Source organism: Mannheimia sp. USDA-ARS-USMARC-1261, from assembly GCF_000521605.1.
Taxonomy (GTDB): Bacteria; Pseudomonadota; Gammaproteobacteria; order Enterobacterales; family Pasteurellaceae; genus Mannheimia; species Mannheimia indoligenes.
Map to the genome: position 1 here is coordinate 829,328 of NZ_CP006942.1, position 15,729 is coordinate 845,056.

Below are 15,729 nucleotides of genomic sequence, written 5' to 3' on the forward strand. Positions count from 1 at the left end.
CCGTCAATGAAACCCAAATACCCAAAATGCCATCGCCACCTAAAACCGAAGAAGAGCACTTACGTTATCGTATTTTAGAGCCGGAAGCGGAGAATACTATCCTAAAAAGTAGCAGGAGTTAAACCAAGCAAAAATACCGATATTGAGCAGAAAGTTGTCTAGATTTATCCACGACAATAACAACGGCTATCGTCGGATTACGTTGGTGCTGTGGTTGATTTAGACAATTAACCACAAAAAAGTCCAAACGATAATACAAAGATTGGATTAAAAGGGAAAAGTAAACGCCGAAAATATGGCTCCTATCAAGGCAACTTAGAAAAAATAGCGGATAATCTTTTTTGGCACGAAATTTTGTTTCCACTACCCCAAACGAGAAATGGGGAACAGACGTGAGCGAGTTCAAATGTGAGGAAGGTAAGCTATATTTATTGCCTATCAAAGACTTATTTAATGGTAAAATTATCGCTTACGATTTGACGAGAACCCCAAATTTTGAGCAAATTACCCGAATGATCGCACAGGCTGTGGTAAGGCTTGAAGAAGCTAAACCGATATTGCACTCAGAAGGTTGGCTGTATCAAATGTCGGATTTTCGAGAAATTTGTCAAAAAACGGCATAACGCAAAGTATGCCGAGAAAAAGATATTGTCCGGATAACGGGGTGATGGAGAGTTTTTCTGGCGACTGAAAAAGGAATATTATTTTAGCAAGCGGTTTGAAACCTTTGAACCGCTTGAACAAATAATTCACAATTACATTTATTACTACAACAATGAGCGTATTCAAGTGAAGCTAAAAGGACTCAGCCCTGCGGAATACAGAGAACTCAGTCCTTGAATTAAATCAGTTTAACTTTGGGGGGAGAGCATTATCCAACCTTTTTAAATTATGCTATACCAAATAAACTATATAATGTAATCACTAATATGGTTGCAAGAATTGGCATAAGGAAAGATGTTACCGCGATTTCCAGGTAGGAATCTTTATGAGTCATTCCAGTATTACTCAATAAGGTTAATACCGCACCGTTATGTGGCATAGTATCTAAACCGCCAGATGAAAGTGATGAAACACGGTGCATCGCATCTGGTGAAATTCCGAATTGTTGGGCAATTTGTAAGTATTTCTCACCAAGAGCTTCTAACGCAATACCCATACCGCCTGAAGCAGAACCTGTTGCACCTGCTAAGACATTAATCGCAATAGAAAGTGAAATTAATGGGCTACCTGGGATATTTAAGATCATTATAGTTAAATGTTCAAATCCCGGTGCCATACGAACTACGCTACCAAAACCTACTGCCGCTGCCGTATTGATAATTGCCCCTACTGCACCATTCGCACCTTTACCTATTGCAGGAATAAATTTATCGCGTTTGTTTAAGCTGAGCAATATAACTAATGCAATACCCGCTAGTAAGGCAATTACGATATTTTTAGGATCACTATTTTTTAAACCGATTAATTCTGGTACAAAGTTTAATACGACAATAACAGCAATTAATGGCAAAATGGCTAAAAGTGGATTCGGTAATTTTTCATCGGTTACTTTTTCTATTCCTTCCGTAGGTTCTACAAAAAATTCACCATTTGCTACGTATTTTTTACGACGCATTTCAAGGTAGGCAACACCGCCAAAGAATAAAAATGCGGTTGCAACAAGCCCCATGAATGGTGCAGCCATTGCATCGGTATGGAAATAGCGTGTTGGAATTAAGTTTTGAATCTGTGGTGAGCCCGGTAAAGCTGTCATCGTGAAAGTAAATGCACCTAATGCGATAGTGCCAGGAATTAGACGACGAGTAATATTCGCTTCTTTAAATACTGCTAATGCTAGAGGATATACTGCAAATACAACTACGAATAAACTCACACCGCCATAAGTTAATAATGCACAGCCTAATACGATTGATGCAATAGCACTTTTGGTGCCTAATGCTTTAGTTAGCCAAGAGGCGATAGATTTAGCTCCTCCGCTCACATCCATTAAGTTACCAAAAATCGCACTTAGTAAGAAAGCAGGAAACCAAGCTTTCACAAAGCCGACCAGACCTGTCATATAGCTATCTAAATAGGCATCTAGTACGTCTAAATCTCCTGTAAAGGCAACCACAGCAGCACATAACGGTGCAATCCAAACGATTGAATAACCTCGGAATGCAAGATACATCAATAGTACTAAGCCGACAAAAATGCCAATTAAACTTAACATATAAATCTCCTAGAAATATAAGGGTGCGTATAAAAGCACCCTGATTAATAATGGTGCCTTTACATTAGCATGCACCCGTGAAATTTAAGGATTATTCCTCAATTTTGTTGATTAACGAGCAGTCCAACCGCCGTCCATAGTTAAAGTAGAACCGGAGATAGATGCAGCAGCATCAGAGCATAAGAATTTCACAAATTCACCTAGCTCTTTTGGCTCAATCATACGTTTCACCGCAGCGTTCGCTAACATAATCTTGCTGATAACTTCTTCTTCTGAAATACCGTGGTTTTTCGCTTGGTCAGCAATTTGTTTGTCCACTAATGGAGTACGAACATAAGCAGGGCAAATAGAGTTTACGGTAATACCAAATTGACCACCTTCTAATGCCGCAGTTTTGGTTAAACCAGATAAACCGTGTTTAGCTGACACATAAGCAGATTTGTAGTCAGAAGCTACTAAGCCGTGGATTGAATTCAGATTAATAATACGTCCCCACTTATTCTCCTTCATATGTTTCCAACTATATTTGGTAAGTAAGAATGGGGCAGTAAGCATTAGATTGATCATAAAATCCCATTTGTCTTCTGGGAAATCTTCAATCGCAGCAACATTTTGGATACCTGCAACATTCACTAAAATATCCACGCCGCCAAATTTTTCTGTAGCGAAATCGACAGCAGCTTTACAACCTTCACGTTTAGAAAGATCTGCTTGAATATAAACCGCACCTAAACGAGAGGAATGTTCTTTCAATGCTTCCTCATTTACATCAACCATCACGATATTTAAATCTTCGGTTGCAAGACTTTCACATACTGCCAAGCCAATACCACTTGCCGCGCCTGTTACTAAAGTTGTTCTTTTAGCCATAATAATTTTCCTTCTGTTTTTAGTTGTGATTAAATACGTTCAACAATCATTGCAATGCCTTGACCACCACCAATACATAATGTTGCTAAACCAAATTGTTTATCACGTGCATGCATTGAGTGTAATAAGGTAACTAAGATACGAGCACCACTCGCACCAATTGGGTGACCAAGTGCAATAGCACCACCATTTACATTTACTTTTTCAGGATCAAAACCTAATTCTTTGCCAACTGCTAAGAATTGTGCTGCAAAGGCTTCATTTGCTTCAATTAAGTCAATATCACTTAACTGTAAGCCTGTTTTTTTCAATGCATTTAAAGTCGCAGGAACAGGTCCCATTCCCATAATATCCGGAGCAACACCACCGCTTGCGTAACCTTTCACACGAGCAAGAATATTCAAACCTAATGCTTTTGCAGTTTCTTCTTCCACGATAACTAATGCTGCCGCACCATCGTTGATACCTGAGGCATTACCTGCAGTAACCGTACCTTCTTTATCAAACGCAGTACGGAGCCCCGCTAGAGCATCAAGCGTTGAATCTTGTTTTACGAACTCATCAGTATCAAAAACAACGTCTTTACGTTTGATCTTGATATTTAATGGCACGATTTCATTTTTGAATGCACCTGATTGAATTGCTGCGGTGGCTTTTTGTTGAGAGGCAAGAGCTAATTCATCTTGCATTTCACGAGTGATACCATATTTTTTTGCTACATTTTCAGCAGTAATTCCCATATGATAGTTATTTTCAGCACACATTAGACCATCGGATAAAATCACATCTTGAACTTTCGCATCACCTAAACGATAGCCCCAGCGAGATTTAGAATCTAATAAGTATGGAGCTTGGCTCATATTTTCCATACCACCTGCGACAATGATATTGGCATCACCCGCTTTAATTGCCTGTGCAGCTAACGCCACCGCTTTTAAGCCTGAACCACATACCTTATTAACGGTATAAGCAGGAACTTCTTGTGCAATTCCCGCTCGTAATAACGCTTGACGTGCAGGATTTTGTCCAAGACCTGCTTGCAAAACATTACCCATAATCACTTCATCAACGATACCAATATCAATACCTGATTTTTCAATCGCTGACTTAATGACACTTGTACCCAGCTCAACTGCGGATACACCGGCTAAAGAACCACCAAAACTACCGATAGCGGTACGTACCGCACTTGCAATAACGACATTTTTCATACTATATCTTTCCTTTTATTAGGATAAATCTCATTTACAAGCGGTCTGTTTTTGCAAATTTTTTACTAAAATTGACCGCTTGCTACTTTATAAGCCTGCGAGTGGCATTGTTTTTAAGTTTGGAGAAATAATAAATTCTGCTTCGGTTTTAACTTTAACAGTCTCTAAATCACAGCCTTCGGCAATTTCAGTTAGGGTTAATTTACCGTCGATAAATTCAAATACCGCAAGCTCGGTAACCACTAGATGGACTTTATTACGTGCGGTTAAAGGTAGCGTGCATTTTTTCAAGATTTTTGAAGCACCTGTTTTAGCACAATGTTCCATTCCAATAATGACTCGACGGGATCCAGTCACTAAATCCATCGCTCCCCCCATTCCAGGAACCATTTTCCCCGGTACCATCCAGTTGGCTAGGTTTGCTTCTTGATCGACTTCTAAACCACCAAGTACGCAAGCATCGACATGGCCACCACGGATGAGAGCGAATGAGTAACTACTATCAAAGAACATACCACCGGCTTGGATTGAACAAGGTTGACCACCAGCATTGACGATGTTTTCATCAGGATTTTCAGGATCAAAGGCAGCCAAGCCCAAAAAGCCATTCTCAGATTGCAGAGTGATGGAAATATCACTTGGCACGTAGTTCGCTACCATAGTGGGTAAACCAATACCAAGATTAACGATATCTCCGTTTTTAAACTCTAGGGCAATACGACGGGCAATAATTTCTTTAGCATTCATTGTTATTCTCCTTCCATTATCCTTGTACGATGTAGTCCACAACCGCCGCAGGGGTCATTACTAAATTCGGATCAATTTCACCTACTTTCACGATTTTTGTGGCTTGCACGATCACGGTTTTTGCAGCTAATGCCATCATTGGGTTAAAGTTGCGAGCAGCCCCAGCAAAAACTAAGTTGCCACTTTCATCGGCTATATCTGCTTTAATAATGGCTACATCAGCTTTTAGTGGTAGCTCAAGTAGGTATTCAACACCATCTATAGTGATTTTTTGTTTGCCTTCTTCTACCACTGTGCCAACACCAGTTGGCGTTAAGAAACCACCTAAGCCTGCACCACCTGCACGAATACGTTCTGCAAGCGTACCTTGTGGGCAAAGTTCAACATCGATCTCACCTGCAATCATACGTTTACCGGTTTCAGGGTTTGTGCCGATATGTGAGGCGTAGAGTTTTTTCACTCTCCCATTAACAATTAAAGGACCTACTCCGGTATCGATCATTGCTGTATCGCTACTAATCAGAGTAATGTCCTTAATTCCTAAATCTAAAATTTCTTTAATGATGATTTCGGGAGCCCCACACCCCATAAATCCACCTGACATTATGGTCATACCATCAAAGAAATGGGTTCGGATCTTATCTATTGAAATACATTTAGACATAACACTCTCCTATAAGATAAAATGAATTTATAAATAAGGTTAAAAATTGATTACAGATAAAAGAGCAAGTTGGTCAATAACCTTTAAGTAAATCGACAGATTATGCCCATAAAGCCTAAATTGGAATGCTTTCTACCTTACTTTTAGATAGAGAGTGTAGTGGCTTGTTTTGTTAATTTAAAATACAGTTTTTTTACTTATCTATAAATTAATTTTATAGTTTGATTTGAGTGTTTAGTGATTGCTAAAATTGCTAGATAGAGATAGGTTGGGAGAAATAATGGATATCAAACATTTACGCTATTTTATTGGAATTGTAGAGAACGGTTTCAATTTAAGTCGGACGTCACAAAATCTTTATATTTCTCAGCCCGCTTTAAGTATGATGATCAATGAATTTGAACATCAGGAGAATGTTGCGTTATTTACAAGGGCAAATGGCAAAATCAGTGGTTTAACCTATGTTGGTGAGAACTATTACCGAGATGCGAAGGAATTGCTTGAAAAATATCACCAGATGAATCGAAATTTGCATAAGAAAAAGCAAGAAATTACAGGGAAAATCTCCATTGGTATTCCGCCTTTAATTCTTTCTATCATTTTTCCTAAAATTTTGCCGGAACTGATTTTAAATAACCCTCAAATTGAGTTTGAGGTAAAAGAGTTGGGGGCGTATTCATTAAAAAGTGAATTATTATTGGGGAATGTGAATTTTGCGACTTTACTATACCCAGAGCATATTTCATCTAAAATTATTGAATCCTTTGAGATTTATCGCTCGGAATTGTCCGTCTTTTGTTCCCCAAATCATCATTTAGCACAGAAAAAAAGTGTTACTTGGCAAGATCTGCATAAAGAGAAAATAGTTACTTTTGATAAAACCTTTATGATTTATCAGCACCTAAAGGAGTCTTTTGAAAGATATAATATTCACCCAGATATTGTTTATGAATCGGCATCTTGGGATTTTCTATATTATACGGCAAAATCTAATTCCGATATTTTAACTATTCTTCCATTGGCAACAGGGGAATATTATCAAGATCCACATTTGGTTAGTGTTAAAATTGAAGATCCTGTCTTATGGCGGGTAACACTATGCCGTTTGAAGAAAAGTAATTATTCCAACGCTGAGAATTATATTTTTGATGAAATATTAAAAGTATTTAGTTTACTATAAGTATAAAATTGTTTTTAGATATGGAACTAAATGGCACGCCCTAAAGGATTCGAACCTTTGACCCACGCCTTAGAAGCCCGTTAATTACAAATAGATGCAATTAAAATATTTAATATAAACAAAGACTTATAGAGCAATCCCAATCTAAAGTACTGTGTATATTTGCATCTTTTTAGTATAAATTGATGTAACTTAGTCACAAATTAGTCACAAAATCCCACCTCTTTCAATTCTATTTTCACTCCTTAAAATTATCAAGATAATAATCACATACCTGAATTTTTCAGGGGCATTTTCAGCCCCATGCAGTAATGTTTTATTTAGTTTCTGTCGTTTCTTTAACCTTACCTCCAGCAAACATATATGGATTTACATAACCGCTGTATGTTTCAGGTACAAAATCTTCTGGTTGTGCTTTGACTAATTCAGATAAAGCCCACTCATACGGAATTTGATCCCACGATGGGACAGCCGAAATAGTGAAGGTATTTACCGATAGAGATTCCTTACCCTCATCTTTTTTCTGTTTGGATACATACGATGCCATTGTGATAAAAGTACTATTATTCACATAGTCCACTTGTAAGCCTGTTACCACGTGATGATTTGATAATGCACCTGTACGTTGGCATTCAGTTTGTTTTTCGATGAATTTCATAATGTTTTCCTTTTTGTGTTGATAATAAAAAAAGCCCAAGTATTTCTACTTGAGCCGTTGAGCTATGCAACTAACGCAACTAAAGAGTTTTGTCCGCTTAGTGCTGTTGAATTATTTGCTGTTACTTTTATAAGAACACTTTCACCTGTGATCTGTTTGTAACCCGAGATGCTTCCTGATGTAGGAACTTCCAGCATAAATGATGTCCTAATAGTTGTCATTGGCGTTGTTCCTGTCGCAAAGCCAGTAGCTGTTCCTGTAACTCTCCCTGTCGCTCTGCCATGAGCCTCGCCACTCACTTGACCTGATAAAGAACCTGAAGCCGTTCCTGATAGGTTGCCTGATGCCATTCCTGAAACGTGTCCACTAACAAAACCTCCATTGACATTCCCATTTACATTACCAGAAACAGTACCACTAGCTTGTCCTGAAACCATACCACTAGCTTGACCAGAAACTGAACCTCTAACGCTTCCTGATAAATCGCCACCGACATCACCAGAAACCGATACTGATACACTTCCCCTAATCTCTGTGGGAGCAATAGTTGCCATAATTGGTATTTCTTTCCTTATTCCTGAAACACTTGATTCAGCTACTTTTGACCCATCGATATATATAGTGACCGTACTTGTTTCACCACTATTTGCATTAAAACTGATTGATGGAATAACTACAGTACGAGAGGAAATCTCACTTGCTGGTACAGTACCTTCAAAGTCATTTCCTTTTTTAGTCAGAATAACTGCTTTCACAATATCCCCAAGGATTGTTGAACCACTAATTACTCCACCTTCAATACGAGAACCTTTAACTGTACCCCCACTAACTGTCGTACCAGTTACCGTACCACCACTAACGGTTGTACCTGTAATAGTACCACCACTTATTGTTGTACCAGTGATGTTAGTCCCTGAGATATTACCGCCATTGATATTAGGAGAGGATAAATCGGTATTTGCTCGAATTTTATCTCCAATAATAGAACCATCAGCAATCAGATCTCCACGAATACCAACTTGACCATTTGCCACACTAAATACAGGTTTCACATTTCCATCATTCGCATTAGCAACAATGCCAAATTTATCCGCCATTACGATAACAGATGATTCTGTAGTTACACCGTCAGAACTTGCTCCCATCGCGATACCTGCAATAGCAGTTCGTCCACCTGCAATAGTCTGTGCTTTGATAGTGTGAGTTGCAGATAATTTACCATTTACACCTGCAACCGCATTACTCACCTGTGAAATTTGTGCTTTATTGCTATTCACGGATGCTGTTACGCTGTCAATGCGAGAACTTAAAGCTGAATCAGAATTAGCTAGAGTTTGCTGAATGGTATCAATTTTGGCTGACACAGCACTCACACTGCTTTCCACATCTTCAGGGGCAGGTGTCCAGTCTGTAGCAATATTGCCTTTCTCCAGTTTGATATTCTTCAACCAAACTTCAGCACCTACAGTAAAACAACCTAAAACAGCTAGCCAATACTTATGTGTTTTATCAGATGAAGCTCTATCTTCAATCTCAATCTGAGCTGAAAATTTACCCCACTCATTACTAATACCTGTAACCCATACTGCTTTGTTGTTACTTTCACCATTATTAAAATATTGGCGTACTGAAAACCAAATGCGGTCATTATCAATATTGCTCTTAGCCATAAAGCTAATTGTATATGTGCCAGACTCTAACCGGTTCAGCGATTCTGATGATAATCTCTGACTTACTGAACTTTCTCGGCTAAATTGATGCCACTCTGAAACTTTATTGGTTTTTGAGTTAAAGTACAAACAACCATCAATAATAGTACCGTTGCCATTTAAAGCGGTTTCATTAGCGTGTTGAGCAAACTCCCAGCCGGAAGAAAAATCTTTAGTGTAGCCTAAATAATTCCGACCTCCGACTTTAAATCCATTAACCGCAGACTGTACATCTGCTTTCCAAATTGCTTGCAATGAATTTTGAGCAAGGCTTGCTACTTCTGTCTTGCTCGCTTTGGTGGATTGAATACCGGTAATGCTTGACTCTGCATTTGCAACACGGCTTGTTATGTCTGTGAGTTTATCTGCATTCACTTTATCTGCATCAACACGAGCTTTTTTTTCTTCCGTGATTTTGGCATTGAAATTAGTCTCTGCTTTGGTCAAGTTCACAGATAACTGATTAAGTTGCTGTGCTTGTGCTGAATCGGCAGCTGCTTGGGTTTGTTTGTAGGTGGTTAAATCAGCAGATACAGCACTCACACTGCTTTCCACATCTTCAGGGGCAGGTGTCCAGTCTGTAGCAATATTGCCTTTCTCCAGTTTGATATTCTTCAACCAAACTTCAGCACCTACAGTAAAACAACCTAAAACAGCTAGCCAATACTTATGTGTTTTATCAGATGAAGCTCTATCTTCAATCTCAATCTGAGCTGAAAATTTACCCCACTCATTACTAATACCTGTAACCCATACTGCTTTGTTGTTACTTTCACCATTATTAAAATATTGGCGTACTGAAAACCAAATGCGGTCATTATCAATATTGCTCTTAGCCATAAAGCTAATTGTATATGTGCCAGACTCTAACCGGTTCAGCGATTCTGATGATAATCTCTGACTTACTGAACTTTCTCGGCTAAATTGATGCCACTCTGAAACTTTATTGGTTTTTGAGTTAAAGTACAAACAACCATCAATAATAGTACCGTTGCCATTTAAAGCGGTTTCATTAGCGTGTTGAGCAAACTCCCAGCCGGAAGAAAAATCTTTAGTGTAGCCTAAATAATTTCGCCCACCCATACTTAAATTATCCAGCTTCGCATTTAAATTTTGGCTGACTTCACTAATGCTTTGGGCATTAGTTGCTACCGTACGTTGAATAGTTGCGATATTGCTTTCAGCAGATCCCATTCTTGCTGTTAATGCTTCACGGGCTTGAGATTCAGCTTTATCGCCGTTTGCTCGGGCGGTTCTTTCTTCTTCCAAACCTGATAGAGCGTTATTAGCTTTTGCCGTGACAGCAGAAATGAGTTGTGCTTGTTGAGCATCAACATTTTGTAACTGTGTAACAGCATTCCCTCGGGTCGCTGCTTCGGCTTGAATTTTTTTCGTTAAATTTACACTTTCTGCTTGAATTGCTTTGGTGCGATTATTAGCCTCGTCCTGAATGGCTTTAGCTCTAGCTTGAGATTCTGATATGATTTGTGAAACAGCATTAGCGACAGCTGATTGTCTTAATCCTGCTTCACCTGCAACAGCAGTATCAATATCTTGCTGTAATGAGGCAATCAAATCTGAACCTAACTGGCTACGAGTAATTTGACCTTCAAGCACATTTAGCAAAGTGTCAGGATTATGATCTGCTTCGCCAAATACGCCTTCTGTAAATTGCCCTTTATTCCCTGCTTTATCGCCACAACGAACAAAGAAATAATAACTTTCGTTTAAATCAATGCCGTTGAGAATATAGCTATTTTGTGGATACGGCAATGTCGCAATTTTTTTCGCATTGCTGATATTATTATCCACGCTACGCCAAATTTCGGTGTAATTACCTACGGTTGCCGTTTTCGGTAGATCCCAGTCTAATTGAATAGAGAAATAAAGTGATTTTGTGGTTAAACGGTTGATCGTAAGATTGATTTCAAACGCACGAGTAACAGGATCAGATAATTGACCATTAGCATTTTTAGAGCGAATTTCTGCAACATAACTACCATCCTGTAAATCATCAAAAGTAAGCTCGGTGGTTTCCAAATCTAAATAGGTTTGGTAAAGAACGCCATTGCGATATAGGCGAACTTCATATTTTACAATGCTATTAGATGATGGCATCTCCCACGTTAATTTCACACCGTTTTCGTTAATGCTTGCTTCCGCATTTGCTACTTTCTGAGTACCACCAGTATGAGCTGTTGTCACAACAGGAATGAAACTCGCACTACCATCAACAATCGACTCTTTTTGCGGTTCGTGTTGGAGAGCGGTAATGGTATAACTGCCGTCGTCATTTTCTGTAATACCAATCGCTCTATAAAGCTGAGTAGAAACGGTTGGTGTTTTTAGTACCCAATCATCCATTGGCTCAAGCCCTGTTGGAACTGTTGCCAATGTAACTACGGCTTTATTTTTGCTATCTACGCTAGAAATTGCCACTTTTACGACTTTCATTTCATCGTTGAGGTAGCTCAAATAACTATTACCTGAAATTTCAATCGGCTGATCAAGCGTAACTACTTTACTATTAACCGCTACAACACGACCGCCAAGCGTTTTGCCTGCGTAATCGTTATCAGCGATTTCGATAATATCCCCTGGTAAATGTAATAAGCCTTGGCGACCAACACTAAATGTAATGGTACATTGTTCTAGTAGTGATGTGGCTAAAACCCATTTACCCCAACGGTGGGCTTGCCCACGACTTGTTGTGGCGTAAGCGGTCATTTTCTTGACGTTGTAGCCGTAACGCTCGATCATTAAATCATCAGCGACATATTCCACCGCCTTTTGATACATATTGCGTTCATCGGCATACTCAACTTCGGCAGCGGTATAGATGGATTTCATCGTCGCATACTGGCGAGAGAATTTACCGTCGATTACGTTTGCTTGGCTATAAGTACAAACTGGATCGGCTGTACGGTCTTGAATTGCTGTGAATTGCGTACCGTTCCATACGGCAATCGCACGAAATACCGATGCCATATCAGAAAGCACTTCATAGGCAGAACGTTGATCGGTCAGCCATAAATTAGCTGTCATTCGTGGTTCTTTGCCACCGTAGCCGTCATCAACCAACTCGTCGCAGTATTTGGCAATTTGGTAGAGCTGGAATTTATCCAAACCATAATCGCCCACACGTTTACCTAATCCAGCTAAAGGGTCGGTTACTAAATCGTAAAACACCCAAACAGGGTTATTTGTCCAAGCTTGTTTCCAGTCGCCTTTCCAAAGTGCAGAAGAATAGGTACGAGTTTCAGGATCGTAAGTGCTTGGCACTTTAACCAAACGTCCATAAAGCAAGAAATTCACATTCGGGAAGTTGGGGTTGTAGCGTGAATCAGTTTTAATGCCAACCAATGCCATATTTGGATAAGACAATTTAGTGTCAATAATCTCTGTATAGCTGACCCAGTTCGTCGCATTTTGTAAGCGTTGGCTTTTAGAATCCGTCGTTGTACGTTCTACCGTAATAGTGAAAGGGCGTTCAGGTAAATTATCAACAATGTAGCTACGATAAAAACGTGATGATGACTTACCGTTAATTTCATAGGTAGCACGTGGCAAACCGTTAATTAAAATACGAAACCAAACCGATGTGCCATTAGTATCGCCCTGATCGTTTTGTTCATAGAGAGCATTTACGCCCAAAGTTACACGTAAACGAGTAACATCAGGATCGGTAACGGTTCGAGTGATTGGCGTGGTGTATTTCACTTCAGTGCTAACCGATACTTCACGCTCCGACATTTCAAAGCCTTGTAATGGGAGTTGATCTTGTGTGCCTAACGTAAATGACACTTCGGTATTTTTAAAGTTAAAACTGGCTTCATCGTTATCATCAACGCCATTTTCGTTTTGAATTGGTGTATTATCAAAAAAAGTGGATTTCCACTTGTTTACAGGGCCTTTAATTGGACCTAGTGAAATCAAACCAATCGCACGTAATCGCTGTGCTGATTTTAGGCTATCAGGTGCTTCGTGTGGTGTGCGTGCTGAACCTTGTTTTTTACCGCCCATACATACCTCTTAAAAACAGAAAACCGCCTGTAAACAATGCTTACAAGCGGTCAAATTTATTCAGAATTTTGCTAATTATTTAATGTTTCAACATCATCAAAGGTTTCAATCCCTTGTGAAATCAAGACAAGGCTGGTCATCATTTTGCCGTAAAGCAATGGAATTGGTCTGCCTTGAGGGGTTAAGTTACGGATATTACTAAATGATGTGCTTTGTTTTTTCTCGCTTTCGCTAGCACCTGTGCTCATTTCAGGTGTTCGAGTTAAAAGGGAAATTGCCCCCGACATCGCAAGTGAAGCTCCCATAGCACCAGCCATCATTGCAGCACCTGCCGACCAGCCTAATGGGTTCCACCACGCTACAGCAATCAGAACAACACCAACCACCGCTTGAATAATACCTGCTGCTTTACCTGCACCAGCGATCACAGGTGTGAAATGAATGGAAGAATTGTCATCAAGATCAATCATCGGGTTGGTTTGTAGCTGTTCATTGTTTAAGTAATTCTTACCAATCCGCACTTTGTAATAACCATTACGTAAATGTTCACGTAAACCTTGAATTTGCGTAAGTAGCCCACTCATTAATTCACGGAAGTTACTTACTTCAAGCTCGAACGGATGATTGCTAAATCGTTTAAGATCGCCGTGAAATGTAATTTTTGCCATTGTGAATGTCTCCAAATTGAATGAGTGGATTTAAGCCAAAAGCCGTCGTAGGGTACCCGTGCCGATAATCGCCCTTCGCTATGATGAATCATCATTTGATTGCCAAGGTAAACGCCAGCGTGATTGCCTACCTCTGATCCCACCTGAATTAAAATGACATCGCCAAGCTGTGGCTCTTCATCAAAAGGAATTTTTTCAAATCCGCAACGAACCAAGCCCTCTTCATATAAATTAGAATGCTCAAACCATTCAAATTCGTAAGTAGATTGATCGGGTAATTCAATACCGGCCAACATATAACAATCAAGAATGATATTTCGGCAATCTTGTTTATTATTTTCAAATTGACGACCAATAAGCGGTGCAATAGGGCGAAACTGTTTAATGTCATTATCCACCACTAACCAAAAATCTAATTGTGTACGGAGCTGACATTCTCTGTCTGCCGTTGATAAATACGGCAAGCCTTTTTCTGTTGCGGAATCGGAGTGCGAATGAACCAACGCCACAATATGCCCCAACTCTTCCGCACGAATAAATTCATCAGGCGAAATTTCAAAGAAATTGATTGGGTCGTCTGCCACGTTTTCGCAAGGCAAATAAATCAACTGCCCATACATATATTCAGAAACAACAAAACCGCAAGATTCTTGCGGTTCACATTGTTTGGCGTGAGCGAGCATTTCTTTTTTTAATCGGCCATCAATTTTCATTTTAATTTCCGTATTGTGTAGTGCTAGGGAAACCGCCAAAGGGTAACACGGCATTTTCACCGAACCGTAATTTACAGCCACGAATGCAATGTGAGCATTTATCTTTTTTACGGTCGGTGGTTGGCTTATCAAATTCATCCGCTACCGGTCCACCGGTATAACCACATTGTGCGGAGCGATATTGCCAAATACACACATCAGAAGTAATCATTAGTAGCGGAATTTTGGCGTTATCGGTTTCTGCCGGCGAAGCCAGTTCAAAGGTCGCTTGTTCATCATCGAGGCTTTTCAGTTGCTCAATAATAAAATAACTGATTGCTTCTTGTGTCGGATCAGATTTACTGTTTTTGTTACCTATAAAATTACGAGCATCAAGGAATTGAGCATACACCAAGCGGCGAGTTACTTTACCGCCTACACCTTGTCCGAAATTAGCAGCAATCCCTGTAATAATGCCGTACAGGTTGGAAACTGTAAGCGTAGGGCGTGAGCTTGGTCCATTGCCCGAAATCTCGAAACCGTCTGCTTTTATCGGGTAGGCTTGGTATTCATTGCCTTGCCACCAAATATTCGCACGGCTTTGACTTACACCATTATGGAATCGATACAACTCGCCACTATCGCCATTGCTGTTGGCAATATGACGTAAGTCAATTTCCCATAATTCAATCAACGCCCCTTGTTCCAATTTTGGCAATTCTTGAGACATTTTGGACGGTAGATCTTTTGGCATTACACCACCTCTTCAAATTCACAAGTAAATATTGTGTGTGTTTTCCCCACTTGTCGAGGAAATTTAGTACATACAACCTTTACTAACTCGCCACCAAGAGCTATATCTTTAAAATAAAAGGCACGAACTCCGCTATGTTCTTTCATAAAGTTACGGAATTGTGCCGATTCTTTGTTTTTTATTTTGTAGATTACGGAATACTTACGTAGCAGCGTATTAATTCCATCTTCCATTCGTTGCTGATAGCCATTACCATACTTCAGCACTTTTCGTCGTGGTTCTTCTTCCACGGTGTAACCAGGTTGCGGACACCACGACAGCGTTTTTAATGCCATATT

At 39.6% G+C, this 15,729-nt stretch carries 12 protein-coding genes and 1 pseudogene; 2 read left to right on the forward strand and 11 right to left on the reverse strand.

Annotated elements, in window-relative coordinates; all coding sequences use genetic code 11:
* Positions 1-166: 166 nt before the first annotated feature.
* Positions 167-845: pseudogene (locus tag X781_RS12490) on the forward strand (IS3 family transposase); the annotation flags it as partial.
* A gap of 44 nt (positions 846-889) precedes the next feature.
* On the opposite strand, the gene X781_RS03960 reads toward X781_RS12490, so the two are convergent.
* The 5 genes from X781_RS03960 to atoD all read right to left on the reverse strand — a co-directional run bounded on the left by X781_RS03960 (position 890) and on the right by atoD (position 5,707).
* On the reverse strand, positions 890-2,215 hold the full coding sequence (locus X781_RS03960) for a GntP family permease (RefSeq protein ID WP_025235672.1): 1,326 nt from the start codon (positions 2,213-2,215) through the stop codon (positions 890-892).
* Between the two features lie 111 nt (positions 2,216-2,326).
* Positions 2,327-3,085, reverse strand: coding sequence for a 3-hydroxybutyrate dehydrogenase (locus X781_RS03965; protein ID WP_025235673.1), 759 nt, complete (start codon positions 3,083-3,085; stop codon positions 2,327-2,329).
* Positions 3,086-3,114: 29 nt separating this feature from the next.
* A complete protein-coding gene (locus X781_RS03970) occupies positions 3,115-4,296 on the reverse strand; it encodes an acetyl-CoA C-acetyltransferase (protein ID WP_025235674.1) in 1,182 nt (393 codons plus the stop codon).
* 87 nt (positions 4,297-4,383) lie between these two features.
* Positions 4,384-5,043: a 3-oxoacid CoA-transferase subunit B gene (locus X781_RS03975; RefSeq protein WP_025235675.1), complete on the reverse strand. Its 660-nt coding sequence runs from the start codon at positions 5,041-5,043 to the stop codon at positions 4,384-4,386.
* A 16-nt stretch (positions 5,044-5,059) separates the two neighbouring features.
* On the reverse strand, positions 5,060-5,707 hold the full coding sequence (atoD, locus tag X781_RS03980; protein WP_025235676.1) for an acetate CoA-transferase subunit alpha: 648 nt from the start codon (positions 5,705-5,707) through the stop codon (positions 5,060-5,062).
* Positions 5,708-5,987: 280 nt separating this feature from the next.
* Here atoD and X781_RS03985 point away from each other — a divergent pair, with 280 nt between their 5' ends.
* Positions 5,988-6,887 (forward strand): LysR family transcriptional regulator, encoded by a 900-nt coding sequence (locus X781_RS03985; RefSeq protein WP_025235677.1) that lies wholly within the window; start codon positions 5,988-5,990, stop codon positions 6,885-6,887.
* 316 nt (positions 6,888-7,203) lie between these two features.
* On the opposite strand, the gene X781_RS03990 is transcribed toward X781_RS03985, so the two are convergent.
* The 6 genes from X781_RS03990 to X781_RS04015 form a co-directional block, all read right to left on the reverse strand.
* A complete protein-coding gene (locus tag X781_RS03990; protein ID WP_025235678.1) occupies positions 7,204-7,545 on the reverse strand; it encodes a hypothetical protein in 342 nt (113 codons plus the stop codon).
* Between the two features lie 62 nt (positions 7,546-7,607).
* Positions 7,608-13,277 carry a TipJ family phage tail tip protein gene (gene gpJ / locus X781_RS03995; protein ID WP_025235679.1) on the reverse strand — a complete coding sequence of 1,890 codons (5,670 nt, stop codon included), beginning with the start codon at positions 13,275-13,277 and terminating at the stop codon, positions 7,608-7,610.
* Positions 13,278-13,348: 71 nt separating this feature from the next.
* The gene (locus X781_RS04000; protein ID WP_025235680.1) at positions 13,349-13,861 is read right to left on the reverse strand and encodes a tail assembly protein; all 513 of its coding nucleotides are present in this window, start codon (positions 13,859-13,861) and stop codon (positions 13,349-13,351) included.
* A 17-nt stretch (positions 13,862-13,878) separates the two neighbouring features.
* Complete coding sequence (locus X781_RS04005) at positions 13,879-14,658, reverse strand: C40 family peptidase (protein ID WP_025235681.1); 780 nt, start codon at positions 14,656-14,658, stop codon at positions 13,879-13,881.
* A gap of 1 nt (position 14,659) precedes the next feature.
* The gene (locus tag X781_RS04010) at positions 14,660-15,391 is read right to left on the reverse strand and encodes a phage minor tail protein L (RefSeq protein ID WP_025235682.1); all 732 of its coding nucleotides are present in this window, start codon (positions 15,389-15,391) and stop codon (positions 14,660-14,662) included.
* Positions 15,391-15,726 (reverse strand): phage tail protein, encoded by a 336-nt coding sequence (locus X781_RS04015; RefSeq protein ID WP_025235683.1) that lies wholly within the window; start codon positions 15,724-15,726, stop codon positions 15,391-15,393. The genes X781_RS04010 and X781_RS04015 overlap by 1 nt, the downstream gene beginning before the upstream one ends.
* Positions 15,727-15,729: the final 3 nt, after the last annotated feature.

Excerpts from the sequence above, each read along its gene's own strand:
- X781_RS04015 (WP_025235683.1), bottom strand. The coding sequence starts at position 15,726 with ATGGCATTAAAAACGCTGTCGTGGTGTCCGCAACCTGGTTACACCGTG.
- X781_RS03990 (WP_025235678.1), bottom strand. The coding sequence starts at position 7,545 with ATGAAATTCATCGAAAAACAAACTGAATGCCAACGTACAGGTGCATTA.
- X781_RS04000 (WP_025235680.1), bottom strand. The coding sequence starts at position 13,861 with ATGAGTGGGCTACTTACGCAAATTCAAGGTTTACGTGAACATTTACGT.
- X781_RS03985 (WP_025235677.1), top strand. The coding sequence starts at position 5,988 with ATGGATATCAAACATTTACGCTATTTTATTGGAATTGTAGAGAACGGT.
- X781_RS04005 (WP_025235681.1), bottom strand. The coding sequence starts at position 14,658 with ATGAAAATTGATGGCCGATTAAAAAAAGAAATGCTCGCTCACGCCAAA.
- X781_RS03975 (WP_025235675.1), bottom strand. The coding sequence starts at position 5,043 with ATGAATGCTAAAGAAATTATTGCCCGTCGTATTGCCCTAGAGTTTAAA.
- atoD (WP_025235676.1), bottom strand. The coding sequence starts at position 5,707 with ATGTCTAAATGTATTTCAATAGATAAGATCCGAACCCATTTCTTTGAT.
- X781_RS03970 (WP_025235674.1), bottom strand. The coding sequence starts at position 4,296 with ATGAAAAATGTCGTTATTGCAAGTGCGGTACGTACCGCTATCGGTAGT.
- X781_RS03960 (WP_025235672.1), bottom strand. The coding sequence starts at position 2,215 with ATGTTAAGTTTAATTGGCATTTTTGTCGGCTTAGTACTATTGATGTAT.
- X781_RS04010 (WP_025235682.1), bottom strand. The coding sequence starts at position 15,391 with ATGCCAAAAGATCTACCGTCCAAAATGTCTCAAGAATTGCCAAAATTG.
- gpJ (WP_025235679.1), bottom strand. The coding sequence starts at position 13,277 with ATGGGCGGTAAAAAACAAGGTTCAGCACGCACACCACACGAAGCACCT.
- X781_RS03965 (WP_025235673.1), bottom strand. The coding sequence starts at position 3,085 with ATGGCTAAAAGAACAACTTTAGTAACAGGCGCGGCAAGTGGTATTGGC.